Consider the following 24,937-nt stretch of genomic DNA (forward strand, 5'->3'; position numbering starts at 1 on the left):
AGAGCCTATCATCGGTGTCCGTCAAATCGAGGGAAGATCAGGGCTATCGATGAGTGCGCCGATGATCCGCACGAACGCATTGTCGGTGAGCATGTCGGAAACTGCCTTCGCACACGCGCACAGGCCATTGAGCAGGATGTTACTACAGCCCTGCATCGGCACTCCAAGCGCTATTGCAGCGAGGAAACGCGAGATCGCTTTCAGGACGTGCAGAGCCGGTGGGAAGAATATCGCACTGCCTCCTGCTCGCTGGTCGGTGACGCACCGGGAACTGCACCAGCCTATGTCAACGCAGCTGCGTGTGAGTGGCAACTGGCCCGACAGCGGCTGGTAACACTCTCCACGATAGATGAACATGCCTATGAACGCTGCCTGACCCTTTCGTTCGAGTTCCCTGCCAGCCGGTTCGGCGCTCCGCCGTCAACCACAGTCATTCACCCATCTTCCTCTCTGGAATGGCGCTACTTAGCATCTGACAGCCGCCTTGAGGTCATGCGGGAAGGCAGCAAGGTCATTGAACTTGAAACGTCCGATTGCAGCTATTGCACGAGCGGCGAGCCATGCAGTGAAGGCGTCTTCATGTTCGAGTATCTGACCGCCACGGCGGATGACCCACACATGCGCAACTACGGTCTTCTCCATGCGTGCAGGAAACCCGATGGGGTCAGCTTCGTCTTTGTCAGCGACCTGGGCACGAAACCGGCGATCGCGGCACAGGCAGAGAAGCTGCCCACATTCGACTGGATGGTAGACGACGATGCTTTGACCTTTGCGTCGACCAACGGGTGGAAACTACGTTGGAATACGCCTCCGAGCATCCACAAGCCGTAGTGCTTACGGGTTAAACGGTCGAGCCTGTAACGCACCCTGTTCATACGTGGATAGTGATCGAGTTATGCTGGAAGTGCGATCTGGCAGGATCTCGGCGACGATCCGATGAGCGTGATGATGCGGCAGATCATGGCGTGAGCGGCCCGAGACATGGGTGACACTCCGTACCGGAGACATGGGTCGTCTTGTCTTATGACTTTTCTGGCGGTTGTGGGCATTAAGGGCTGCCCGATCCGGGGTGGCCACCCCGGATCGGGCGGAAGGGGATGGATCGAAGTTGTCTCGGTCGTGGAGGACCGTCGATTAGTGTGATCACCCCTTTCTTTTCCACCAGACCTGGACGGAAACCAGGGCTTCGGGCCCGGATGACAAGAGTAGGACAGCGGAAAAGATGGACAATCCCATACCCCAAACCATCGGCATCGACATCTCAAAAGCGACCCTTGATGTATATGCCCATCCTGCAGGCTGCGAGCGGCAATTCACCAATACCGCCAAAGGCCACAGGGAGCTGATAGATTGGCTCGGGCAATGGCAGATCGATCGGATCGCCTATGAGGCTACTGGCGCATACCACCGACAGCTCGAGCAGGCTTTATCGGACCTGCCATGCGTCAAGCTCAACCCGGCTCGCGCACGGCGGTTCGCCCAAGCGATAGGCACTCTCGCCAAGACGGATAAGATTGATGCGGTGATTCTGGCCCGTATGGCGACGACGCTCCAGCCTCCCGTACGCCCGGCAAATACGCCCAAGCAAGCCAAGCTCGCCGAATTGATCAGCGCTCGCGATGGCTTGGTCCGTGATAAGATCGCGCTTCAAAATCAAGCGAAGAACCTGACGCTACCTCTCCTCAAGCGTCAGCACAAAAAGCGCCTGGATCAGATTGAGCAGCATATCAAACAGGTCGATGTCGAGCTTGCGACGATCATTGCTGCTGACGCAGAGTTGGCGCGGCGGCACGAAATCATCTCCAGTATTGCCGGGGTAGGCACACGTACCGCCGACCAGTTGGTCGCAACCATGCCAGAGCTAGGAGCACTGGATCCTAAACAAGTCGCTTCCCTTGCAGGCCTGGCTCCCGTCGCCCGTCAATCGGGGCAATGGAAAGGGCGCAGTTTTATTCAAGGGGGACGGGCCAATGTAAGACGTGCGCTTTACATGCCGGCCCTCGTTGCCGCCCGCTACAATCCAGATCTCAAAGCAAAATATCAAAGCCTCATCGCGTCCGGAAAACCGGCAAAGGTCGCTGTGGTCACACTTATGCGCAAGCTCATCGTCATGGTCAACGCGCTGATTAAAGCCGACCGCCTATGGGTTGAAAAACGGGCTTGATCACAACGGAAACTAATTGCGGACACCTTTCGCGGTCTCTTTTTCCATTTTCGAAGCCTAGGTGCCGCCTTGCCGGTTGCAGGGTCGTCTTCGCGGTCGACATGAGTCGCCGCATGATGGAGCTTCGCGGGGTGAGCCTTCCAATGTTACACGCGCACTCGGCTGAGCCAGCGGTGCATCCCATGTCTCGGAATGGCTCTGCCCACGCCCCGGCAGGGAGGCGATCCCAAGCGGTCGGAGCGAGCGCCCGGGACGACTTTACTGCGCGGCTGGTGCACTCCTTTCAAAAAGCGTTCCTGACTTGAGCATCGCATGCATGGTGACGGCGAGCTTGCGCGCCAGCGCGACGGCGGCTCGCTTGAAGCCGATCCGTTCCTTGAGCTGAAGTCCCCAAGTTCGCAGCCGGTTGTCGGCGGTGCTTCGCGTCAGCATCACGGTTGCCGCCTCATAGAGCAGCCCGCGCACATAGCTGTCGCCGCGCCGCGAGATGTGCCCGTCATAGTCGACCTCGCCCGACTGGTAGCGCCGCGTCGTCAGCCCCAGCCAGGCGCCGACGGATCGTGATTTCCTGAAGTTCCCGGGGTCCTCGATCGCCGTGGCAAACGCCGTCGCAGTCACGGCGCCCACCCCTGGAATCGACATCAGGATCTGGCACGCCTCGCTCTTGCGCGCGGCCGTAACGAGCTGCTCGCCCAGCTCTGCTGCGCGCTGGCGGGCCGCACGCCAGACCTCGAGCAGCGGCCGCACGATCGACGCTACTTCCTGCTGGTCGATGAGACGCTCCTGGACATGTCTCTCGAACCGGCTGCCCTTGCCGGCTGGGACAACGAGACCGAAGGTCTTCATCAGCCCGCGGATCTGGTTGGAGAGTTCGGTCGTGATCCTGAGCAGTCGCATGCGCGCGGCGATCAGCGTCCGCGTTTGCATACTGTCAAAGCCCTTTACGCGCACTTTGATCTTCCCTCGATTTGACGGACACCGATGATAGGCTCTGCGGAGCCAGGAGGTGTATGATGACGAGTACGACAAAACGTCGGTTTACGGATGAGTTCAAGCGCGAGGCGGTAGCGCTGTGGGAGACCAGCGGTCGCATGCAGACCGAAGTGGCAGCTGAGCTTGGGATTATGCCAACAATGCTGCGTCGTTGGCAGCGCAAGTTGCAGGATAGTAACGACATGCCCGTAAGCCCGGCGGCGAAGCCGCCAGTATCGGCGATCGGGTCGCCAGCGGATCAAGCGTCCGAGATCGCGCGTTTGCGGCGCGAGTTGGATCGGGCGCGAATGGAGCGCGACATATTAAAAAAAGCGGTCGGTATCTTTGCGGAGATGCCGCGATGAAGTTCTCCTTTATCGAGCAGCATGCGTCCACCTGGCCGGTGAACGTCATGTGCCGCATGCTCGGCGTGTCGCGGAGCGGCTATTACGACTGGTGCGTCCGTGCACCGAGCGCGCGGACCACGGCGAACTTGGCATTGCTGCACGACGTGCGCCGGCTCCAGGCGCGGCATCAAGGGCGATACGGATCGCCCAGAATGCATGCCGCCCTCCGGGCGGAAGGTCATCGATGCAGCCGCGGCCGCGTCGAGCGCCTGATGCGTCGGCACCGTATCCGGGCACTGGCTGGGCGCCGGTTCCGGCCGTGCACCACCGACAGCCGTCACTATTTGCCGATCGCTCCGAATCTGCTGGCTCAGAACTTCGTGGCAACCGCGCCGAACCGGATCTGGCTCGCCGACATCACCTATATCGCGACCGGCGAAGGGTGGTTGTATCTGGCCGCGGTGCTCGACCTTGCAACCCGCAAGATCGTTGGATGGGCAATGCGCGATCACATGCGGACCGAGTTGCCCTTGGCGGCCATGATGATGGCTGCCCAGCGGCAGAGGCCCGACCGCGGTCTTATCTGTCACTCGGATCGCGGATCGCAATACGCAGCGGGCGCCTATGTCGATCACTTGGCCGTGATCGGTGCGACGCCCTCGATGAGCCGCACGGGCAATTGTTACGATAATGCCCCAATGGAAAGCTTCTTCCACACCCTCAAGGTCGAACTTGTCCATCAGTGCCGATGGGCGACGCAGGCCGAAGCGCGGCAGGCCCTGTTCGGATACATCGAAGGCTACTACAACCGGCACCGCATGCACTCGGCCCTCGGGTATCTAACCCCCGAGCAAGCCGAGCAGATCATGACCGGATAACCCAGTGTGTCCGCCGAAACGGGGGAAGATCACTTCGCGGAAGAAGCCCACTTCGGCGAGCTGCGCCAGGCCATCGGCGTCGTTGGCGTCGGTCTTGTTGGCTGCCATATCCAGTGCCGCCTTGGCATGACATCGACGCAGATCGCCGGCAGACCCTCCTGCCTCAGCGCATGATAGAACCACACCGACAAAGGTCCGGTCTCGAACACGACCCGCTTTGCGCCAGGCGCATGCTTGCGGATCAACTCGGCGATCAGCTTCGGGTCTGAAGGGCACTTTCCGCGCCAGATCCGCTCCCCCGCCCGGCGAATGGAAACGGCAGTGTCTTTCATCGAAACGTCAAGGCCAATATACTCGTCCATGGCTGTTCTCCGTTGATGTTGGGCCCGGCGTCTGATCGTGAGCCCGTACTTCCATCATACTGGGGAACAGCCACTCCTGGCATCACCGCGCGAACCACTAAACCCGCAATTACACCATGTTACACCTCCCGCATGCGATCGCATGCGGGAGGTGTCGATGCCGTGGAAGGAGTGTTCGGTAATGGAAGAGCGTATGCGCTTCGTTGTCCGCCTGCTGGACGGTGAACCGATGAGCGAGCTGTGTCGCGAGTTCGGCATTTCTCGCAAGACGGGCTACAAGATATTCAATCGCTATCAGCACCATGGCCTGGATGCGCTGACCGATCGATCGAGACGGCCCGTCCGTTACGCCAACCAGCTGCCAGAGCCAGTTGAACGAATGATCGTCCGGGCCAAGCAGGATAAACCTCACTGGGGTGCGCGTAAGATCCGTGAGCTGCTGGTCAGGCGCCTCGCCGGCGACGTGCGCATACCCGCGAAGAGCACGATCCATGCGGTGCTCGATCGGCACGGCCTCGTCCAGCGGATGCGAAGGCGCAAGCGCGCAACCGGAACGCCGCTTTCCCCAGGCACCAAGCCCAACGATCTTTGGTGCGTTGACTTCAAGGGCGAGTTCAAGCTCGGCAATGGCCGATATTGCTATCCCCTCACAGTCACCGACCACGCCTCACGATATCTGCTCTTGTGCGAGGCACTCGAATCGGTCCGCGAAGACCTGGCCTTTCCGGCCTTCGAGCAGCTGTTCAGGGAGCGCGGCCTGCCCGGCGCCATCCGCTCCGACAATGGCGTGCCCTTCGCCAGCCCCAACGGGCTCTACAACCTCTCCAGACTCGCCGTCTGGTGGCTCAGGCTCGGTATAGAGATCGAACGCATCAAGCCGGGGCGGCCACAGCAAAATGGCCGTCATGAGCGAATGCACCTGACGTTGAAAAAGGAGGCAACCAGACCGGCAGGAGCCAACTTCCTCCAGCAGCAGGCGAAGTTCGACGCCTTCACCGCTGAGTTCAACAAGGAGCGACCGCACGAGGCGCTCGGAATGAAGGTCCCAGCCGATACCTATCAGCCCTCAGCGCGCGATTATCACGGCCTTCCAGAGCTCACCTATCCGCTCCACGACAAGGATGTCATCGTCACATCCTGTGGACGCATCTGCATGCACAGAAAGAAGATCAACATATCGACCGTCCTCGCCGGACAGCGCCTCGGCATCAAGGAAATCGACGAGGGCATCTGGCTCGTCAGCTTCATGCATTACGACTTGGGATATATCGACTTGGAGCAGAAAACCCTGCAAACCCTCGACAACCCGTTCGGCGCGAGGTTGTAACCCATGTCTCCGGTACGAAACGTTACCCATGTGTCCGGGCTGGACACCATTTGCCCTTCCCGAGAGATGGGTGACATTCCGTACCGGACAGATGGGTTACACTTCTGGCCTTTGCAGGAGGGCAAAGTGCCGTGGAAGGAGTGTGACAAAATGGACGAGCGTCTCCGCTTTGTGGCGCGCCTGTTGGACGGCGAGAAGATGGCGCCGCTGTGCCGGGAGTTCGATATCTCCCGCAAAACGGGCTACAAGATCTTCGAGCGCTACAAGGACTGCGGTCTGTCAGGCCTGACAGACCGCAGTCGCCGGCCCTACCGCCAGGCCAACCAGCTTCCGTTCCAGATCGAGAAGCAGATCATCGAGCTGAAGCGCGAATGGCCCAGCTGGGGCGCTCCCAAGATCCGTGAGAAGCTCAGGCGCCATTATCCTGAGCTCCAGTGCCCCGCGATCAGCACCGTTCACGCCGTGCTCGACCGCAATGGGCTGGTGAAGCGAAGGCGACGCCGGCGCTACAAGGCCGAGGGAACGCCGCTCTCCCGGCCGCTGGCACCCAACGATCTTTGGTGCGCCGACTACAAGGGCGAGTTCATGCTCGCCGACAAGAGATATTGCTATCCGCTGACGGTGACCGACTCAGCCAGTCGATATCTGCTCGGCTGCGAAGCCCTCGCAACCACCAAGGAGGTGTTCGCAATCAGTGTGTTCGAGCGCATCTTCAAGGAATATGGCCTGCCCAAGGCAATCCGCACCGACAATGGGGTGCCCTTTGCCAGTGCTCACGCCTTGTTCGGCCTCAGCCGTCTCTCCGTCTGGTGGCTGCGCCTGGGCATCGGGATCGAGCGCATCAAACCCGGTTGCCCCCAACAGAACGGGCGACACGAGCGCATGCACCTGACCCTTAAACAGGAGGCCACCAGGCCTGCATGCGCAAACTTCCTCCAGCAGCAGGGCCGCTTCGACCGCTTCGTCGATATCTACAATCATGAGCGCCCTCACCAGGCGCTGGCAATGCGCTATCCAGCCGAGTGCTACACCCGATCAGACCGAAGCTATGAGGGGCTGCCCGACCTCGAATACCCGTTCCATGACAAGACCGTCATCGTCACAACCTGCGGGCGAATCTGCTTCGATAGCAGGAAGGTCAACCTCAGCACCGTCTTCGCCGGACAGAAAATCGGAATCAAGCAGGTCGACGATCAGATCTGGCTCGTCACCTTCATGAATTACGATCTCGGCTTCTTCGACAATGAAACATGCCGGCTCGAGCCGGCACCTACCCCCTTCGGAGCAAAACTGTTACATGGTGTAATTGCGGGTTTAGTGGTTCGCGCGGTGATGCCAGGAGTGGCTGTTCCCCAGTATGATGGAAGTACGGGCTCACGATCAGACGCCGGGCCCAACATCAACGGAGAACAGCCATGGACGAGTATATTGGCCTTGACGTTTCGATGAAAGACACTGCCGTTTCCATTCGCCGGGCGGGGGAGCGGATCTGGCGCGGAAAGTGCCCTTCAGACCCGAAGCTGATCGCCGAGTTGATCCGCAAGCATGCGCCTGGCGCAAAGCGGGTCGTGTTCGAGACCGGACCTTTGTCGGTGTGGTTCTATCATGCGCTGAGGCAGGAGGGTCTGCCGGCGATCTGCGTCGATGCGCGTCATGCGAAGGCAGCACTGGATATGGCAGCCAACAAGACCGACGCCAACGACGCCGATGGCCTGGCGCAGCTCGCCGAAGTGGGCTTCTTCCGCGAAGTGCGCGTAAAGGGCTTTGACAGTATGCAAACGCGGACGCTGATCGCCGCGCGCATGCGACTGCTCAGGATCACGACCGAACTCTCCAACCAGATCCGCGGGCTGATGAAGACCTTCGGTCTCGTTGTCCCAGCCGGCAAGGGCAGCCGGTTCGAGAGACATGTCCAGGAGCGTCTCATCGACCAGCAGGAAGTAGCGTCGATCGTGCGGCCGCTGCTCGAGGTCTGGCGTGCGGCCCGCCAGCGCGCAGCAGAGCTGGGCGAGCAGCTCGTTACGGCCGCGCGCAAGAGCGAGGCGTGCCAGATCCTGATGTCGATTCCAGGGGTGGGCGCCGTGACTGCGACGGCGTTTGCCACGGCGATCGAGGACCCCGGGAACTTCAGGAAATCACGATCCGTCGGCGCCTGGCTAGGGCTGACGACGCGGCGCTACCAGTCGGGCGAGGTCGACTATGACGGGCACATCTCGAGGCGGGGCGACAGCTATATGCGCGGGCTGCTCTATGAGGCGGCAACCGTGATGCTGACGCGCAGCACCGCCGACAACCGGCTGCGAACTTGGGGACTTCAGCTCAAGGAACGGATCGGCTTCAAGCGAGCCGCCGTCGCGCTGGCGCGCAAGCTCGCCGTCACCATGCATGCGATGCTCAAGTCAGGAACGCTTTTTGAAAGGAGTGCACCAGCCGCGCAGTAAAGTCGTCCCGGGCGCTCGCCCCTTCGACTGCCTGGGTCGCCTCCCTGCCGGGGCGTGGGCAGAGCCATTCCGACACATAGGATGCACCGCTGGCTCAGCCGAGTGCGCCTGTTACATTGGAAGGCTCACCCCGCGAAGCTCCATCATGCGGCGACTCATGTCGACCGCGAAGACGACCCTGCAACCGGCAAGGCAGGCATTAGGCTTCGAAACTGGAAAAAGAGACCGCGAAAGGTGTCCGCAATTAGACGACCTATGTCTCCGGAATAAACTGTAACCGATGTGTCCGGTACGGACCATTGAGAAGTGGCTCCCCGGGCAGGATTCGAACCTGCGACCAATCGATTAACAGTCGATTGCTCTACCGCTGAGCTACCGAGGAGCAGCCCGCCTAGGCGGGCAAGGCGGCCCCTTTGCCTTCAACTGCGGCAATTATCAAGGGGGATTTCGGAATATTTCATCCAAAGCGCAATCGGCGCTCAAACAATGAACTGTTCCATCGCGATGCGCTCGTCGAGGCCCTGGTCGGGGTCGAACAGCAGGGTCAGCGGCCGGCTTCGGTCGGTGGTGACGAGGACCGTCTTTACGTCCCGGATTTCGCGCTGATCGGCGACGGCGCTGACCGGGCGCTTCGCAGCTTCCCGGACGTTGAAGCGAATACTCGTCGATTCGGGCACCAGGGCGCCGCGCCAGCGCCGCGGACGGAAAGGACTGATCGGGGTCAGCGCCAGCATCTCCGATTCGAGCGGCAGAATGGGGCCGTTGGCGGAAAGATTATAGGCGGTCGACCCCGCGGGAGTCGCGACAAGGACGCCGTCGCACGCGAGTTCCTCGAGCATCGTCTTCTCGTTGATCATCACTTCGAGCTTTGCTGCCTGGCGCGTCTCGCGCAGCAGGGAAATCTCGTTGATCGCGGGCAGGATGTGGCGCTCGCCGCTGATCGTCGTGATATCACCCGAAAGAGGGTGAATGAGGAAGGGGCGGGCTCCCGCAATGCGTTCGAGCAGCCCCTCGACACGAAACTCGTTCATCAAGAAGCCGATCGTGCCGCGGTTCATCCCGAAGACCGGCAGGCTTCGGCGCTGGTCGAGCAATTGGTGCAGCATGTGGAGCAGGAATCCGTCGCCGCCGAGCGCGATCAGAAGGTCGGCCTCCGCGAGATCGACAAAATCATAGAGCGGCCGCAGTTCGGCCTCGGCCTCTTCACCCGCGGGCGTATTGGATGCGACGAGCGCGATCTTGCGATGCATGTTGGTCCGGTCCCCCTTGGACGGTGTGTCAACCGCCTGTTGCACTCATATGACGCGCGACCGCCGGTTTGGACTTTCGTTCAATATGAAAGTCATGCGCGCGGGGTTTGCCAGCCAAGGCCAGATCAATCAAGCCGTCGACTGCGCCGACGTCGCCCTCGCGGAGCGCTGCGCGCAGATCGATATGATCCTCCTGGCCAAGACACATGTAGATCCGTCCCTCGACCGTGAGCCGGATGCGGTTGCAGGTGGTGCAGAAATTGTCGCTAAGCGGCGTGATGAGGCCAAGCGTCACCGGGCTGCCCTCGACGCTGAAATAGCGCGCGGGCCCGCCCGTTCGCTTGTCGAGCGGGTAAAGAGCGCGCTCCGCGCGCAGCGGCGCGATGAAGCGGTGGAGCGGTATATAATGATCGCTTCGGTCGCCCTCGACCTCGCCGAGCGGCATGGTTTCAATGAGCGTCAGATCACAGCCCGCCCGCGCGCAATAATCGAGCATGGGGAAGAGCTGGTCTTCATTGAGTCCGGCAAGCGCCACCATGTTAATCTTGACCGAAAGACCCGCCGCGCGCGCCGCATCGATCCCGCGCAGCGCGACCCCGACATCGCCGACGCGCGTGATGTGCCGGAAGGCCTCGGGATCGAGCGTGTCGAGGCTGACGTTCACGCGCCGTACCCCGGCATCGGCCAGCATCGGCGCATAGTCGGCAAGCCGCATGCCGTTCGTGGTGAGCGTGAGTTCGTCGAGCCCGCGGCCGATCAGCGCGCCGAGCCGGCCTGCGAGCATGTCGATGCCGCGGCGCACCAGGGGTTCGCCGCCCGTGAGCCGGATGCGCCGAATGCCGCGCGCCACGAACCGCTCGGCCAGCGCCCCCATCTCCTCGATGCTCAGAACGGCAGAGCGCGGCAGGAAGCTCATATGCTCGGCCATGCAATAGCGGCAGCGCAGGTCGCAGCGGTCGGTCACCGACAGGCGCAAATAGCTGATCCGGCGGCCGTGGCCGTCGGTCAGCGGAGCATCTGCAGGCGATTGAACGGTCATCGCGCCGATTGTGATGCAAAAGGGAAGGGCTTGGCAAGCAAAGCCTGATATGGGAGCGCGATGAATCGCTCGATCGACCCCAATAGCGCCAGCGTTCGCCATCTTGCGGCGCTGCACGCCCGCTACGATGCCGATGCCGGCGTGATCCTGGTCCAGGTCGATCAGCTCGCGCGAATCAACCACAGCGCAGGGACGGAGACGGGCAACGCCCTGCTCGAGGAGGTTGCCCGGCGCCTCGAAAATTTTGCAGGCGACGAATTTGGGCCCGGGGCGGTGGTTGGGCGTTTGACCGGGCCGCGCTTCGTGATCGTCCCCGCGCTTCCGCTGTCGCTCGCGGCGCTTCACGCGCAGGAGCGGGCGCTCCATGTCGCGCTTGCTGAACCGATGGTCGGGGACCCCAATGGGCGGGTGGCCATCCGCATCGCTGCCGCGCTGATAACGCGCGACGAGCCAATCGCCGATCAGCTTCGCATGGCGAGCGACCAGCTTGCGCGCCCGGCTTCGGCGCGCGACGGCGCGATGGTCAAGGCGGCGCTCGCGCACGGAGAGGTCGCGATCTTCTATCAGCCGCAATATGACGTCGCGAGCGGCGCGATGGTTGGCGTGGAGGCCTTGCTGCGCTGGCGGCATCCCGAACTCGGGCTGCTTGGCGCGGGACCGCTTGTTACCGCGGCGCGCGCCGCGCGAATGGAGCGCGAGCTCACCGAACATGCCCACCGACTTGCTCTCGCCGAGATCGCAAACTGGCCCAAAGCGCTCGGACGCCTGCGCATATCGCTGAACATCACCGCCGCCGACCTTGGCGATCCGGACTTTGCCGACCGTTTTGCCGCGATGGCGAGCCGGGCAAAGGTCGATCCCGACCGGTTGACGCTCGAGCTGACCGAACAGGCGATGCTGAGCGATCCCGCCAGCGCAGCTGCGCAGCTATCGCAGATCCGCGCGCTCGGCTCGGCGATCGCGATCGACGATTTCGGGACGGGTTATTCGAGCCTGTCGCTGCTCGCGCGGCTTCCGATCGACTATCTGAAGATCGACAGCGGCTTCACCCGCTCGATCGATGGCAGCGACCGCGATCGGATCGTCGTGCGCGCGATCGTCGACCTTGCGCGCGCGCTGGGGTTGCTCGTGGTGGCCGAAGGCGTCGAAAATGAGGGGCAGCTCGCGCGGCTCGGCGAGATCGGGGTCGCGATGTGGCAAGGTTTCCTGAAGTCGGGGCCCGTGCCAGGTGAAGAACTTGTCGATCTCCTGGGCGCTTGAGCGCCCTTCAATACGGGGCTCCGAAGGACATTCCATCATTGTCCATGCCGCCGAAGGGGCTCTGATCGGCGCGCTCCTGCGCGAGCGGAAAGACGCCCAAGGCGTCTATGGCGCCTGCCGCGCAAGCTTCGCGAGTCCCTTCGACAACTGGAGCGCACCGTTGAGGCGCGCGCCCGCGCTTGCCCATTCGCCGCTCACCGACAATTTATTGTCGGGCCGAAGGCGCGCGCGGCCCTTCAGCCGTTCGACATAGGCGATGAGTCCGGGGACATTCGCAAATTCATCGCCATGGAAGCTCACGAGCGCCCCCTTGGTGCCCACGTCGAGCTTCGCGATGCCAGCGGCTTTCGCGTTCGCCTTGATTTCCATCAGCTGAATGAGGTTTGCAGTCTCGGGCGGGAGCGGGCCGAAGCGGTCGATCATCTCGGCGGCAAATCCATCGAGGCCCGCACGATCCTCGGCCTCATTGAGGCGGCGATAGAGCGCCATGCGCAGCGGAAGGTCAGGGACATAATCTTCCGGAATGAGGATTGGCGCGTCGACGGTGATGACCGGCGAGAGGGCCTCGCGCGGCGGCGCGGCGCCCATGCCTTCGGCCTTGGCAACGAGGATCGCCTCTTCGAGCATCGACTGATAGAGTTCGAAACCGACCTCGCGGATATGACCCGATTGCTCGTCGCCCACGAGATTGCCGGCCCCGCGAATATCGAGATCGTGGCTTGCAAGCTGGAAGCCCGCTCCCAGCGTGTCGAGGTCGCCGAGGAGTTTCAGACGCTTTTCTGCGGTATCGGTGATCGCGCCGCCTTCGGGCGTGGTCAGATAGGCATATGCGCGCGTCTTCGAGCGCCCGACGCGGCCGCGCAGCTGGTATAGCTGCGCAAGGCCGAACCGGTCGGCACGGTGGACGATCAGCGTGTTCGCGCTTGGAATGTCGAGCCCGCTCTCGACGATCGTCGTCGAGACGAGCACATCATATTTGCGGTCATAAAACGCGCTCATCCGCTCCTCGACCTCGCCCGGTGCCATCTGCCCGTGCGCGACCACATATTTGATCTCGGGCACGCGGGTGCGCAGGAATTCCTCGATGTCTGGCAAGTCCTTGATGCGCGGGGTCACGAAGAAGCTTTGCCCGCCGCGGTCATGTTCGCGCAGCAATGCCTCGCGGATGACCACAGGGTCCCAGGGCGCGACGTAGGTGCGCACGGCGAGGCGGTCGACCGGCGGCGTCTGGATGACGCTGAGTTCGCGCAGGCCCGACATCGCCATCTGCAGGGTACGCGGAATGGGGGTTGCGGTAAGCGTGAGAACATGGACGTCGGCCTTGAGCTGCTTCAGCCTTTCCTTGTGGACGACGCCGAACCGCTGCTCCTCGTCAACGATGACGAGCCCGAGTTTCCTGAACGCGACCGACTTCGCGATCACCGCATGGGTGCCGACGACGATGTCGATCTGGCCGCTGGCGAGGCCGTCGCGCGTCCTTTGCGCCTCGCTCGCCGGGACGAGCCGCGACAGGCGCCCGATATTGACCGGGAAGCCTTTGAAGCGCTCGACGAAATTGGTGTAATGCTGGCGCGCGAGCAGCGTCGTGGGAACAACGACCGCGACCTGCACCCCCGCCATCGCCGCGACGAAAGCGGCGCGTAGCGCAACCTCGGTCTTGCCGAAGCCGACATCGCCGCAAACGAGGCGGTCCATCGGGCGGCCCGAGGCGAGGTCGGCGAGCACGTCGCCGATCGCGCGGTCCTGGTCGTCGGTTTCCTGGTAGGGGAAGCGGTCCGCGAAAGCAGGATAGGCGCTGTCCTGCGCGAGAACGTCACCGGGACGCAGCGCGCGCTGGGCAGCAGTCGCGAGCAGTTCACCCGCGATTTCGCGGATGCGTTCCTTCATCCGCGCCTTGCGGCGCTGCCAGGCTTCCCCGCCGAGCTTGTCGAGCGCGACGCCCTCGCTCTCGCCCCCATAGCGCGAAAGAACGTCAAGATTCTCGACGGGAACGTAGAGCTTGTCGCCGCCAGCGTAGCTCAGCGCGACGCAGTCGTGCGGACTGTTGCCGACGGGGATCGAGGTCAGCCCCTCGTACCGGCCGATGCCGTGATCGAGGTGAACGACGAGGTCGCCGACGCTTAATGTTGCAAGCTCAGCAAGGAAGGCGTCGGCGCTCTTGCGGCGTTTCTGGCGGCGGACGAGGCGCTCGCCGAGGATATCCTGCTCGGTAAGCAGGCTGACCCCGGCCGCCGCGAAGCCATGATCAAGCGGCAGGACGACCATCGCGGTTGCGCCGCCGCTCTCCGACGAGGCGATGCCGAGCGCCTCCTGCCAGCTGTCAGCTGCCGCAAGCGAGGTGACCCCATGGTCGCGCAGCAGGCCCGAGAGCCGTTCGCGCGCGCCGCCTGAGTAGCTCGCAATGATGGTCTTGCGCCCCTTGCGGCGCTCGTCCGACAGGTGGTCGGCGACCTTGTCATAGACATTGAGGTCAGCGGTGCGCTCGGGCGTGAAATCGCGCGCCGCAAAGCTTCCAAGGTCGATCACCGTTGCCGAGGGAGGAACGTCGAAAGGCGAGACGATGTGGACGGGGCGCGCGCTTTCGGCCGCGGCCCATTCGTCGCTGGTCAGATAGAGGGCCTCGGGCGCGAGCGGGCGATCGCTGCCCGCCTGCTCGCGTTCGGCAGCGACGCGGTTCGCATGATAGTCGGTGATCGCATCGAATCGCGTCTCGGCGGTCGCATCGGTGCGATGCCCGCGCAGCACGGGGGTGGCAGGATCGAGATGGTCGAACAATGTCGCGAGCCGCTCCTCGAAGAGCGGCAACCAATGGTCCATGCCAGCCTGGCGCCGTCCTTCGCTGACCGCTTGGTAGAGCGGATCGCCGGTTGCCTGCGCCCCGAAGATTTCGCGGTACCGCGAGCGGAAGCGCTTGATCGTTGTCTCATCGAGCAGCGTTTCGGCGGCGGGAAGCAATTGCAGCGCCTCGGCGGGGCCGAGGCTGCGCTGGTCGGCGGGGTCGAAGCGCCGGATGCTTTCGATCTCGTCGCCGAAGAAATCGACGCGAAGGCCATTTTCCTCCCCCGCCGGAAAGAGGTCGAGGAGGCTTCCGCGCACCGCGAACTCGCCCTGATCGGCGACCGTGTCGACGCGGTTGAAGCCATTCGCAACGAGCAGTTCGGCAAGCGCGTCGCGGTCGATCCGCTGTCCGGGCGCCAGGCGCGTCGTGAGCTGGCGAATCCTGAAAGGTGTGAGCGTGCGCTGGGTGATCGCGGCAACGGTGGTAAGAACAAGTTCGCCGCGCTTCGGCGGCGCTTGCAGCGCCGAAAGCGTCGCGAGCCGGTCAGCGCTGACGCGCATCGATGGTCCGGCACGGTCGTAGGGCAAGCAGTCCCATGCCGGAAATCGGTGAACGACAAGGTCAGGGGCAAAGAAAGGCGCGGCGTCTGCCACCGCCTGCATCGCGGCGTCGTCCGTCGCGACGTAAAGCAGCCGCTTGTCGCTGGCGCGCGCGAGGTCGGCGAGCAGGAGCGGCAGGAAGCCCTCTGCCGCGCGGGCGAGCGTGAGCGGCGCCGATGCCGACGCGATGGCGGCGAATATATCGGCGGCGGGGTGCGTCATGGCAGCGGGATATAGTCCAGTCGGCGCATCGCTGCGATCAGCGGCGGATTGTCGAGGTGCGCCGGGGGGTGCCCGGTGCCGAGCGCCCAGGCCATGATATCGACGTCATCTTCTTCGCACACGGCCTCGAACCAGGCGAGTTCGTCCTCGCCCCATTCGGACGCATAGCGGTCGAAGAAGCCGCCGATCATATAGTCAGCCTCGCGCGTGCCGCGGTGCCAGGCACGAAATTTCAGGCGTTTCAGGCGATCTTGCATGGCGGTTCTTCTTGAGTGGTCGTGAACATCGTCCGGTCTCGTTCGGCGCGAGCGAGGCGGTGGCACCTATCGGCCCTGCGCTGCACCGGCGGGCGCCTCGACTGCACGGAAATGCTGACGCAGAGGAGGGGCTGGGCAAGACCAAGGGTTAAAGGTTAGACACGCCCTAGCCATGCGTCCCGAAATCCTCAACCCGCTCTTTGCCGCGCTGACCGACCTCAAGGGCGTCGGGCCGCAGCTCGCCAAGCCGCTGACCCGGCTCGGGCTCGAGCGCGTCGTCGACGTGCTGTTCCATCTGCCCACGGGCCTGATCTCGCGCGTGCCCGTCGAAAGGCTCAGCGATGCGCAGGCGGGACAGACGATCATCGTCGAGTTGACCGCAAAGGATTATCGTCCCGGTCGCTCGCCGCGCGCGCCCTTTGGCGTCGAGGCGTTCGACAGCGCGGGCGATCATGTCCGGATCGTTTATTTCGGACGCACCTCGGGTCTTGCGCGCAAGCTCTTTCCCCTGGGCGAGAAGCGGCGAGTGTCCGGGCGGCTCGATCTTTACGGCCACATGCGGCAGATCGTGCATCCGGATCAGGTCGCCGAACCCGGCGACGAAACCGCCATCGCGGTTCACGAGCCTGTCTATCCGCTGACCGAAGGGCTGAGCAACGCGCGGCTGTCACAGCTCGCCGCCGTCGCGATCGAGAGGCGGCCCGACCTTGCCGAATGGATCGACGCGCCGCTGCTCGCCGCGCGGGGCTGGCCCGGTTGGCACGAGGCTGTGGCGCGGGCGCATGCAAGCCCGCGCGACGAGGCCGCGCGCGACCGGCTCGCCTATGACGAGATCTTTGCAAGCCAGGTTGCGCTGATGCTGATCCGGGAGGGGCTTCGCAATCGCAGGGGCCGCGCGATCGTCGGCGACGGGCGCCTGGCAAGCAGACTGCAGCTGCCCTTTGGGCTGACGGGCGCGCAGAAGCGCGTCGGGCGCGAAATCGCGGGCGACATGGCGCAGGATCGCCCGATGCTGCGGATGCTGCAGGGCGACGTCGGCTCGGGAAAGACGCTTGTCGCGCTCCGCGCGATGCTGGCGGCGGTCGAGGCAAAGACGCAGGCGGCGCTCCTTGCACCCACCGAAATCCTGGCGCGCCAGCATTATGCCACCTTGCAGCGCATGCTTTCCGGCCTGCCCGTCAACCTCGCCATCCTGACGGGCCGCGACAAGGGGAGGGCGCGCGAATCGACCCTGATGGGGCTCGCCGACGGCAGCATCGACATTCTTGTCGGCACCCACGCGATCTTCCAGGAGGCGGTCACCTACAAGGATCTGGCGCTTGTCGTCGTCGACGAGCAGCACCGCTTCGGGGTCGCGCAGCGGCTGATGCTGACCTCCAAGGGGCAGCGGCCGCCCCATTTGCTTGTCATGACGGCGACCCCGATTCCGCGCACCTTGCTCCTTGCCAACCATGGCGAGATGGACGTGTCGCGGATCGACGAGATGCCGCCAGGTCGCACCCCTGTTGATACGCGCGTCGTCTCGGTCGACCGGCTCGAGGAGGTGGTGAGCGGGCTCGAACGCCATCTTGCGGGCGGGGCGCAGGCCTATTGGGTGTGTCCGCTCGTTGCCGAAAGCGAGGCGAGCGAGCTCGCGGCCGCCGAGGCGCGCGCAGCACTGCTGCGCGAGCGCCTTGGTGAGACCCGGGTCGGGCTCGTCCACGGCCGGATGAAAGGCCCTGACAAGGATGCGGTGATGGCGCGCTTTCAAGCGGGCGAGATCGGCGTTCTCGTCGCGACAACGGTGATCGAGGTGGGGGTCGATGTGCCATCGGCGAGCCTGATGATCGTCGAACATGCCGAGAATTTCGGCCTCGCCCAGCTTCACCAGCTTCGCGGGCGCGTCGGGCGCGGCGCGGCGAAGTCGGTCTGCCTGCTGCTGCGCTCGCAGAACCTCTCCGAAACCGCGCGCGAACGCCTCGCGCTGATGCGGGACACGAGCGACGGCTTCGTGATCGCGGAGAAGGATCTTGAACTGAGAGGCGGGGGCGAACTGCTCGGTCTCAAGCAATCGGGCGAGGCCGATTACCGGCTCGCGGCGGCGGAGCAACTCGTGCGCCTGCTTCCGCTTGCCCATGATGACGCGCGCCTCTTCGTCGAGCGCGACGGCGGCATGGAGGGGCCACGCAGCGAGGCGGTGCGCCTCTGCCTCTATCTCTTTGAGCGCGATGCGGCCGTGCCGCTCCTGCGAAGCGGCTAGTTGAGATCCCCGCGCGCGCCCATCGCGCGCAGCATCGGCAGATAATCCTCGACAGCGATCATCTTGTCGAACTGGACCCCGGTCTTGCCGCCGAGCGACCAGATCACCTTGGCTGCGGTGCGCCCGATGATCGGCATACGGAAGACCACCATATCGCCGGGCTCGAGGCTGCGCTCGAAGCGCATCAGGAGGCCGTCGGCGCTGATGTTCACGCAGGTGCACATTTCCTGCCGGCCGTCAGGCATGACGAAGGGCAGGCGGCAATAGACGTCGCTGCGCGGCGAGAGCCGCTGGTCGAGCCCGACATAATGGGCCTTGTTGGTGTCGATCTTGCGCATAGCATACCCTTGCTGGTCTGAGCGCCAAGATCGACTCCAATCCGCTAAGAATCGGTAAATATCCGCTCTTGGGTTTATCGCGTCACAAGGCCGTGCTTCTTGGCGCCAAGGCTGACCGGGATGGGCTCGCCCTCGGGCCGGACGAGGTGGTGCGGATCGCGGATCACGACGCCGCCGGCCTTCACCGCGCCCTCCTCAAGCTTGCGCCGCGCCTCCTTGTTCGAGGCGGCAAAGCCGAGTTCGCGCAGCGCATCGAGGATGCGCAGTCCCTCGGCAGGCGCGGTAACCTGCGGCAAGTCGCCGCCGATGTGCCCCTTTTCAAAGGTTTGCGCCGCCGTCTCGGCGGCCGCCTGCGCTGCCTCGGCGCCGCGGCACATTGCGGTCGCGGCATTGGCGAGAATCTTTTTCGCCTCGTTGATCTCTGCGCCCTCAAGTGCCTCGAGCCTCGCAATCTCGTCGAGGGGGAGGTCGGTGAAGAGCTTCAGGAAGCGCCCGACGTCGCGGTCGTCGCAGTTTCGCCAATATTGCCAATAGTCAAAATGGGACAATTGATCGGCATTTAACCAGACGGCGCCGGCCGCCGTCTTGCCCATTTTGGCGCCCGCAGCCGTGGTAAGAAGCGGGGTTGTGAGGCCATAGAGCTCAGCGCCATCCATTCGGCGGCCAAGCTCGACGCCGTTGACGATATTGCCCCACTGGTCCGATCCGCCCATCTGCAGACGCACGCCCATTTCCTTCGCCAGGTGGCGGAAATCATAACCCTGAAGGATCATGTAGTTGAATTCGAGAAAGGTCATCGGCTGCTCGCGATCGAGCCGCAGCCTGACCGAGTCGAAGGTGAGCATGCGGTTGATCGTGAAATGCGTTCCAACCTCCTGCAGCAGCTCGATGTAGCCGAGCCTGCCGAGCCAGTCGTGATTGTTGACCATCACCGCATCGGTGGGCCCCTCGCCGAAGGTCAAGAAGGGCTCAAAGATCGTGCGGATCGAGGCAATATTGTCCTCGATCGTCTGATCCGACAGCATCTTGCGGCTTTCGTCGCGTCCCGTCGGATCGCCAATGCGCGTTGTCCCGCCGCCCATCAGCACGACCGGCTTGTGTCCCGTCTGCTGCAGGCGGCGCAGCATCATGATCTGAACGAGACTGCCGACGTGGAGGCTGGGCGCGGTTGCGTCAAAGCCGATATAGGCCGGGATGATCTGCTTTTGGGCAAGCGCATCGAGCCCTTCCGCATCGGTCATCTGATGGATATAGCCTCGCTCATCGAGCAGGCGCAGCAGGTCGGATTTGTAAGTCGTCATAGCGCGCGGGCGCTTAGCATGGGGTTTGCGATTTGGATAGCATGCGCGCGGAACTGCAATGCCACCCGGCAACCCCTGCAAGCGCGGTCGCCTCGGTGCGCGCCGAGGTCGGCCTTTCCTTCGACGAGGGCTTCGTGCTTTGCTTCATCGTCGAGGGCCTGATCGATCGCATCGTGCTGCCTCAAGGCGAGGGGCAGCTCGTGATGGCCGATGGCCCGACCGATGGCCTGTGGCAAAGCACCTGTTTCGAGGCTTTCCTCACGGAGGACGACACGCCTGACTATACCGAGTTCAACTATGCGCCCGATGGCCGCTGGGCCTGCTACCAGTTCGACGATTATCGCTCGCTTCTCGGTTCGGATGATCTCGCGCCCTGGGACATGGCGGCCGAGCGCGCGCCCGACTGCTATCGGCTGCGCATTGAACCCGGCATCTTTCCCGATCGCGGCAGCAAGCTTGCGCTTTCTGCCGTGATCGAGGAGATCGACGGCACCAAGAGCTATTGGGCGCTCGCGCACCCGCCGGGCAAACCCGATTTCCATCATCCCGATTGCTTTACGCTGACGCTTGGGGCACCGGACCAGGCATGACGATCCTGTTCGGCATCGACCGCCTGCTCACCGATCCCGCGCTTCGCAAACCGCTGGAGGGACAGCGCGTTGCGCTGCTCGCGCATCCCGCCTCGCTCACCGCAGACTTGACGCACAGCCTCGATGCCCTCGTGGCCGCGGGCGTCAAGTTGACGGCCGTATTCGGTCCGCAGCACGGCGTGCGGGGAGACCTTCAGGACAATATGATGGAGTCGCCCGACTTTACCGATCCGGTGTACGGGATTCCATGTTTTAGCCTATATGGAAAGGCGAGGCGACCCTCGAGTGAGGCGATGCAGAGCTTCGATGTGATGCTCGTCGATCTCCAGGATCTCGGCTGCCGTATCTACACCTTCATCACCACCCTACTCTATGTGCTCGAGGCTGCAGCCGAGCATGGCAAGGCGGTGTGGGTGCTCGACCGGCCCAATCCCGCCGGACGCCCGGTCGAAGGCACGCTGCTGCGCCAAGGCTGGGAAAGCTTCGTGGGCGCGGGGCCGATGGCGATGCGTCACGGGCTCACGATGGGCGAGATGGGTCACTGGTTCATCCGCCATTTCGGGCTCGAGGTCGATTACCGCGTGATCGAAATGCAAGGCTGGGCCCCCGATGCCGCGCCCGGTTTCGGTTGGCCGCAGGAGCGCGCGTGGATCAATCCGAGCCCCAATGCGCCCAACGTGAACATGGCGCGCGCCTATGCGGGAACGGTGATGGTCGAGGGCGCGACGCTGAGCGAAGGGCGGGGGACGACGCGGCCGCTTGAGCTGTTCGGGGCCCCCGACATCGACGCGCGCGCGGTGATCGCGGAGATGCAGCGGCTTGCGCCCGCCTGGCTCGCCGGCTGCAAGCTGCGCGATATCTGGTTCCAGCCGACCTTCCACAAGCATGTCGGCGCGCTCAACAGCGGCGTCCACATCCATGCCGAGGGGCCCTGGTATGACCATGCCGCGTTTCGGCCGTGGCGCGTGCAGGCGCTCGCCTTCAAGGCGATCCGCAGGCTCTACCCCGATTACCGGATCTGGCGCGGCACCGATTTCAAATATGAATATACCGAGGGCGTGCTCGCGATCGACGTGATCAACGGCTCGCCGCTGCTGCGCGAATGGGTCGACGACGCCGGCGCCGAGGCGGGCGACCTCGACGCCCTGGCCGTGCGTGACGAGGCATCCTGGCGCGAGACGATCGAAGATCTGCTGCTTTATCGCGGCGAGTAAGGACAAAGAATATGACGATGCATCGGCGGCAATTCATGGGCGTGGCAGCCATAGGAGGACTTGCAGCAAGCCTGCCCGCTGCCAGCCGGGCAGCGGATGATTTTGCAGGTCTTCCCAACATGGCGAAGGATGCGCAGCCGATCGGCGCCGACGAGCTTAAGGCCCGGCTCGCCAAGGCGGCAGGGCTGCTGCGCGCGCACGATATGGACGCGCTGCTCATCGAGCCGGGCGCAAGCCTCATCTATTTCACCGGCGTTCACTGGTGGCGCAGCGAGCGGCTCACCGCGGCCGTGCTGACGCGCGAGGGTGAAGTTGCGATCATAACGCCCTTCTTCGAGGAACCTTCGGTTCGCGAGAGCCTCAGCGTCGAAGCCGAGGTGCTGACCTGGGACGAGGATGAAAATCCGCTTGGAGTCGTCGCGGCATGGCTTGCGAGGCGCGGGCTCGCCAAGGGCCGGATCGGCGTTGAAGAAACGGTGCGCTATTTCGCGGTCGACGGTCTCGAAAAGGCGATGCCCGGTGTCGCAGTGGTCAATGGCGCTCCGGTCGTGCGGGGATGCCGGATGATCAAGTCGGCGACCGAGATCGCGCTGATGCAGCTTGCAACCGATATCACCATCGCGGCCTATCGCTACACCGCGCCGCGCGTCGAGGCGGGGATGACCCCCGCCGACATCGGCGCGATCATGAACGGCGCGACCAGGGCGCTTGGCGGCTCACCCGAATTCGCGCTCGTTCTTCTCGGCGAGGCGAGCGCCTATCCTCACGGAAGCGGCAAGCCGCAGCGGGTGCGGAAGGGCGAAGTCGTGCTGATGGACTGCGGCTGCAACGTCCACGGTTATCAGTCCGACGTTTCGCGAAGCTGGGTGCACGGGGCCGCGACGGCGCGCCAGCGTCAGGTCTGGGAGGAAATGCGCAAGGGCCAGCTCGTCGCTTTCAAGGCTGCGAAGATCGGCGTTCCAGCCGGGGCGGTCGATGACGCGGTTCGCACCTATTATGAAAGTCTCGGATACGGCCCCGGCTATAAGCTTCCCGGCACCTCGCACCGCACCGGGCACGGCATCGGGCTCGATGGCCACGAACCCGTCAACCTGGTGCGCGGCGAGACGACGAAGCTCGCCCCGGGCATGTGCTTCTCGAACGAGCCTGGCATCTACATTCCCGGCGAGTTCGGCATTCGCCTCGAGGATTGCTTTTACATGACCGAAAGCGGGCCGAAATGGTTCAGCGAGCCGCCGCTTTCATTCGACCGGCCGCTCGGCTGACGCGCTTTCTTGCTGCCAAATGACGAATCTAGCCTTTTCGGTCGAACGCATCGCGGCCGTCATCTTGGCATGATCGAAGCCGGGCAGGGCCGTGACCCAGTCCATGACCCTGTCTTCCCCGGCCGCACCCTGGGGAGAGGTCAATCTCACCTGATTATCGGCGCCGAGGAAATGCCACCAAAGGTCGATCCCCCAGGGGCCGCTATCGTTCGTCTCGATGGCGATGCTGCAAATGTCGGATGGCGGACAGGCCCCTGTTTCCCCTTCAGGACCGGTTACGGTGAGGGCATGATTGTCGATCGTCACGATCCAGCCGGCTTCAGGATCAAGAAACGGCGCCGCCTTCCTCCCTGGTGCGCCGGGCACCCTCGGCCGCTGGACAAGGCTGACCAATACGAATGAGATGATCATCAACAAATACCAGCTGCCGAGCTTGGCGATCCCGACCATCTGCCAGCCACTCTCCTGGTTGGGATAGGTCCAGGCCCGGGCGAACGTGCCGATATTCTCGGCGAACCAGATAAAGAGTGCGACGAGCGCCCAGCCGAGGAGAAGCGGCATCCGGCGGTGGATATGGAGCGGGCGGAACCAGACCTGGCAGCGCCAGAAAAGCAGCGCGGTCGCAGCGAACAGGAGCCAGCGGATGTCAGGCAGCCAGTGGTGCGCAAAGAAATTAACATAGATCGCCGCGGCCAGGGCGTAGCTTGTCCAGGCGGGCGGATAGTGCGTGTAGCGAAAATCGAAGATCCGCCACACACGCGCGATATAACTGCCGACCGCGGCGTACATGAAGCCCGAGAAGAGCGGCACGGCGCCGATGTGAAGGAGGCTCGCCTCGGGATATTGCCACGACCCCGCGGCGGTCTTGAAAAGCTCCATCACCGTGCCGACGATGTGGAAAAGGAGGATGACGATGGCCTCCTTCGGCGTCTCGAGGCGGAAGGCGAGCATCGAGAGCTGGATCAGGATCGCGCCGATCGTAATCGCATCGTAGCGGTGAAGCGGCGCATCATCAGGCCAGAAAAGATGGGTCGCGAGCAGAAGCGCCAGCATCAGCGCGCCGAAGAGACAGGCCCAGCCCTGCTTGAAGCCGAAGACGAGAAATTCGAGAAACCAGCCGCGCGGTCCGGGCTCGACGGCCATCGCCTCGAGCCGGGCGCGGACGCGGTAGAAGCGCGAATGGGCGCGGCGCGGCTCAGACATGGACGGCGACCAGCGCGATCAATGAGGCGGCGGGGAGGAGCAGGGCTTGCGCGAGAATCGTGCCGGCGAGCCGGCTCAGCGAAATGAAGGTGATCGCGCGGCGAAAATCGGCCTCGTCGACTTTCCCTTCGACCGCGTCGTCGGTCATCACCGACAGCTGCGGGTCGATAAAGGCGAAGAGCAGGATCGTCGCAAAGCCGTTGATGAGGGCCGATAGCTGCGAGGCGGTGACGCGGAACTCGGGCGCAAGGTAGCCTGCGTAAAGCGACGCGACCACGCCGACCGCGAGGAGTGATTGCGCAAGGCAATTGGCGATGAGAACGCCCCAGCCGATGCCGCGCGGCATATGCCAGCCTTTTAGGTGGGCAAGGCTCGGGAGGCGCAGCGACTGGCGCAGGGCGCGCAGCCCCGCAGGGCTTGCCGCCTTGAGCGCGAGCTTCGTTGTCGAGCGATTGTTTTGATACCAGCCGATCGCAGCGGCAAATATCCGCTGTCCGGTCGGGACGAGCAAGATGCCGATCAGCGTGGCGAGGCTTGCCGCTGCGAGAACGAGCTGCATGTCAAGAAACAGCGAGACGCCGGTGCCATCATGGATTCGCGTCTCGATCCGTTTTGCAAGGAAGGGACCCAGAAAGCTGTTCGAGGTGCGCGAGAAGAGCACGAGGATGTTGAACAGCGCGAACGACATCGCGATCCGCCGTGTTCGCACGCCCGCGATCCGCGCGGCATAGGCCAGCGCGCCGATCAGGTTGATGAAGCCGGTGAGCGCGAGGATGATGACGAGGGGGAGGTCGATCATCGACCGGGTCCTTCGAGCGTAACATTCTCCTTGCCCGCCCACCTCGAACGTGCCCCGGAGACGGTCTCCTCCGGGCGTGAGAGGAGAGCGG

Annotated in this window: 19 protein-coding genes, 1 tRNA gene and 3 pseudogenes; 11 read left to right on the forward strand and 12 right to left on the reverse strand. The window is 63.6% G+C overall.

The genetic code is table 11. The features are described from left to right. Window positions 1–21: 21 nt before the first annotated feature. Window positions 22–156, reverse strand: a complete 135-nt coding sequence (locus LH20_RS24170) for a hypothetical protein (RefSeq protein WP_268796123.1) — start codon at window positions 154–156, stop codon at window positions 22–24. On the opposite strand from LH20_RS24170, the gene LH20_RS22800 reads away from it, so the two are divergent. Continuing rightward, a complete protein-coding gene (locus LH20_RS22800; RefSeq protein WP_235527193.1) occupies window positions 151–831 on the forward strand; it encodes a lysozyme inhibitor LprI family protein in 681 nt (226 codons plus the stop codon). The two genes, LH20_RS24170 and LH20_RS22800, sit on opposite strands and share 6 nt — an antisense overlap. A gap of 391 nt (window positions 832–1,222) precedes the next feature. After that, a complete protein-coding gene (locus LH20_RS05940) occupies window positions 1,223–2,164 on the forward strand; it encodes an IS110 family transposase (RefSeq protein WP_053552601.1) in 942 nt (313 codons plus the stop codon). A gap of 258 nt (window positions 2,165–2,422) precedes the next feature. Here the strand turns inward: LH20_RS05940 and LH20_RS05945 are convergent. After that, window positions 2,423–3,118, reverse strand: a pseudogene (locus LH20_RS05945) (IS110 family transposase); the annotation flags it as partial. A 59-nt stretch (window positions 3,119–3,177) separates the two neighbouring features. On the opposite strand from LH20_RS05945, the gene LH20_RS05955 reads away from it, so the two are divergent. Then, a protein-coding gene (locus LH20_RS05955) for an IS3 family transposase (protein ID WP_144423535.1) occupies window positions 3,178–4,361 on the forward strand; the annotation gives its coding sequence in 2 pieces (ribosomal slippage) (window positions 3,178–3,472 and window positions 3,472–4,361; 1,185 coding nt in all). 30 nt (window positions 4,362–4,391) lie between these two features. Here the strand turns inward: LH20_RS05955 and LH20_RS05960 are convergent. Next, a pseudogene (locus LH20_RS05960) lies at window positions 4,392–4,723 on the reverse strand (IS110 family transposase); the annotation flags it as partial. Window positions 4,724–4,904: 181 nt separating this feature from the next. Here LH20_RS05960 and LH20_RS05965 point away from each other — a divergent pair. The 3 genes from LH20_RS05965 to LH20_RS05975 all read left to right on the forward strand — a co-directional run bounded on the left by LH20_RS05965 (window position 4,905) and on the right by LH20_RS05975 (window position 8,491). Continuing rightward, on the forward strand, window positions 4,905–6,050 hold the full coding sequence (locus LH20_RS05965; RefSeq protein ID WP_200905436.1) for an integrase core domain-containing protein: 1,146 nt from the start codon (window positions 4,905–4,907) through the stop codon (window positions 6,048–6,050). Window positions 6,051–6,200: 150 nt separating this feature from the next. After that, entirely contained in the window at window positions 6,201–7,499 is a 1,299-nt protein-coding gene (locus LH20_RS05970) for an IS481 family transposase (protein WP_200905437.1), read from the forward strand. Next, window positions 7,466–8,491: an IS110 family transposase gene (locus tag LH20_RS05975; protein ID WP_053553431.1), complete on the forward strand. Its 1,026-nt coding sequence runs from the start codon at window positions 7,466–7,468 to the stop codon at window positions 8,489–8,491. The genes LH20_RS05970 and LH20_RS05975 overlap by 34 nt, the downstream gene beginning before the upstream one ends. Before the next feature lie 307 nt (window positions 8,492–8,798). On the opposite strand, the gene LH20_RS05980 is transcribed toward LH20_RS05975, so the two are convergent. From LH20_RS05980 to moaA, 3 genes are all read right to left on the reverse strand, one after another. After that, a tRNA-Asn gene (locus LH20_RS05980) sits at window positions 8,799–8,873 on the reverse strand. Between the two features lie 97 nt (window positions 8,874–8,970). Next, on the reverse strand, window positions 8,971–9,741 hold the full coding sequence (locus LH20_RS05985; protein WP_053553432.1) for an NAD kinase: 771 nt from the start codon (window positions 9,739–9,741) through the stop codon (window positions 8,971–8,973). A 28-nt stretch (window positions 9,742–9,769) separates the two neighbouring features. Further along, entirely contained in the window at window positions 9,770–10,780 is a 1,011-nt protein-coding gene (gene moaA, locus LH20_RS05990; RefSeq protein WP_053553433.1) for a GTP 3',8-cyclase MoaA, read from the reverse strand. Window positions 10,781–10,840: 60 nt separating this feature from the next. Between moaA and LH20_RS05995 the strand changes: the two genes are divergently transcribed. After that, window positions 10,841–12,040 carry a GGDEF domain-containing phosphodiesterase gene (locus LH20_RS05995; protein WP_053553434.1) on the forward strand — a complete coding sequence of 400 codons (1,200 nt, stop codon included), beginning with the start codon at window positions 10,841–10,843 and terminating at the stop codon, window positions 12,038–12,040. 105 nt (window positions 12,041–12,145) lie between these two features. Here the strand turns inward: LH20_RS05995 and mfd are convergent, their stop codons facing one another. Then, entirely contained in the window at window positions 12,146–15,640 is a 3,495-nt protein-coding gene (mfd, locus tag LH20_RS06000; RefSeq protein WP_053553435.1) for a transcription-repair coupling factor, read from the reverse strand. Further along, window positions 15,637–15,897: a succinate dehydrogenase assembly factor 2 gene (locus LH20_RS06005; protein ID WP_053553436.1), complete on the reverse strand. Its 261-nt coding sequence runs from the start codon at window positions 15,895–15,897 to the stop codon at window positions 15,637–15,639. The genes mfd and LH20_RS06005 overlap by 4 nt, the downstream gene beginning before the upstream one ends. Window positions 15,898–16,069: 172 nt before the next feature. Here LH20_RS06005 and recG point away from each other — a divergent pair, with 172 nt between their 5' ends. Continuing rightward, entirely contained in the window at window positions 16,070–18,136 is a 2,067-nt protein-coding gene (gene recG, locus LH20_RS06010; RefSeq protein WP_053553437.1) for an ATP-dependent DNA helicase RecG, read from the forward strand. On the opposite strand, the gene LH20_RS06015 is transcribed toward recG, so the two are convergent. Together LH20_RS06015 and tyrS are read right to left on the reverse strand one after the other, a co-directional pair. Next, window positions 18,133–18,474: a PilZ domain-containing protein gene (locus LH20_RS06015; RefSeq protein WP_053553438.1), complete on the reverse strand. Its 342-nt coding sequence runs from the start codon at window positions 18,472–18,474 to the stop codon at window positions 18,133–18,135. The genes recG and LH20_RS06015 overlap by 4 nt on opposite strands. 74 nt (window positions 18,475–18,548) lie before the next feature. Next, window positions 18,549–19,775 carry a tyrosine--tRNA ligase gene (tyrS, locus tag LH20_RS06020; RefSeq protein WP_053553439.1) on the reverse strand — a complete coding sequence of 409 codons (1,227 nt, stop codon included), beginning with the start codon at window positions 19,773–19,775 and terminating at the stop codon, window positions 18,549–18,551. Window positions 19,776–19,816: 41 nt separating this feature from the next. Here tyrS and LH20_RS06025 point away from each other — a divergent pair, with 41 nt between their 5' ends. From LH20_RS06025 to LH20_RS06035, 3 genes are read left to right on the forward strand one after another with little or no spacing between them, the layout of a single operon-like run. After that, the gene (locus LH20_RS06025; RefSeq protein ID WP_053553440.1) at window positions 19,817–20,365 is read left to right on the forward strand and encodes a DOMON-like domain-containing protein; all 549 of its coding nucleotides are present in this window, start codon (window positions 19,817–19,819) and stop codon (window positions 20,363–20,365) included. Window positions 20,366–20,367: 2 nt separating this feature from the next. Next, window positions 20,368–21,579: an exo-beta-N-acetylmuramidase NamZ family protein gene (locus LH20_RS06030; RefSeq protein ID WP_053556123.1), complete on the forward strand. Its 1,212-nt coding sequence runs from the start codon at window positions 20,368–20,370 to the stop codon at window positions 21,577–21,579. Window positions 21,580–21,596: 17 nt separating this feature from the next. After that, complete coding sequence (locus tag LH20_RS06035; protein ID WP_053553441.1) at window positions 21,597–22,844, forward strand: M24 family metallopeptidase; 1,248 nt, start codon at window positions 21,597–21,599, stop codon at window positions 22,842–22,844. A gap of 360 nt (window positions 22,845–23,204) precedes the next feature. Here the strand turns inward: LH20_RS06035 and LH20_RS06040 are convergent. Continuing rightward, window positions 23,205–24,047 (reverse strand): annotated as a pseudogene (locus LH20_RS06040) (DUF817 domain-containing protein); the annotation flags it as partial. Next, on the reverse strand, window positions 24,040–24,846 hold the full coding sequence (locus LH20_RS06045; protein WP_083455323.1) for a lipid II flippase Amj family protein: 807 nt from the start codon (window positions 24,844–24,846) through the stop codon (window positions 24,040–24,042). The pseudogene LH20_RS06040 and the gene LH20_RS06045, both read right to left, overlap by 8 nt. Window positions 24,847–24,937: the final 91 nt, after the last annotated feature.

The sequence above is a fragment of the Sphingopyxis sp. 113P3 genome, from assembly GCF_001278035.1.
Lineage (GTDB): Bacteria > Pseudomonadota > Alphaproteobacteria > Sphingomonadales > Sphingomonadaceae > Sphingopyxis.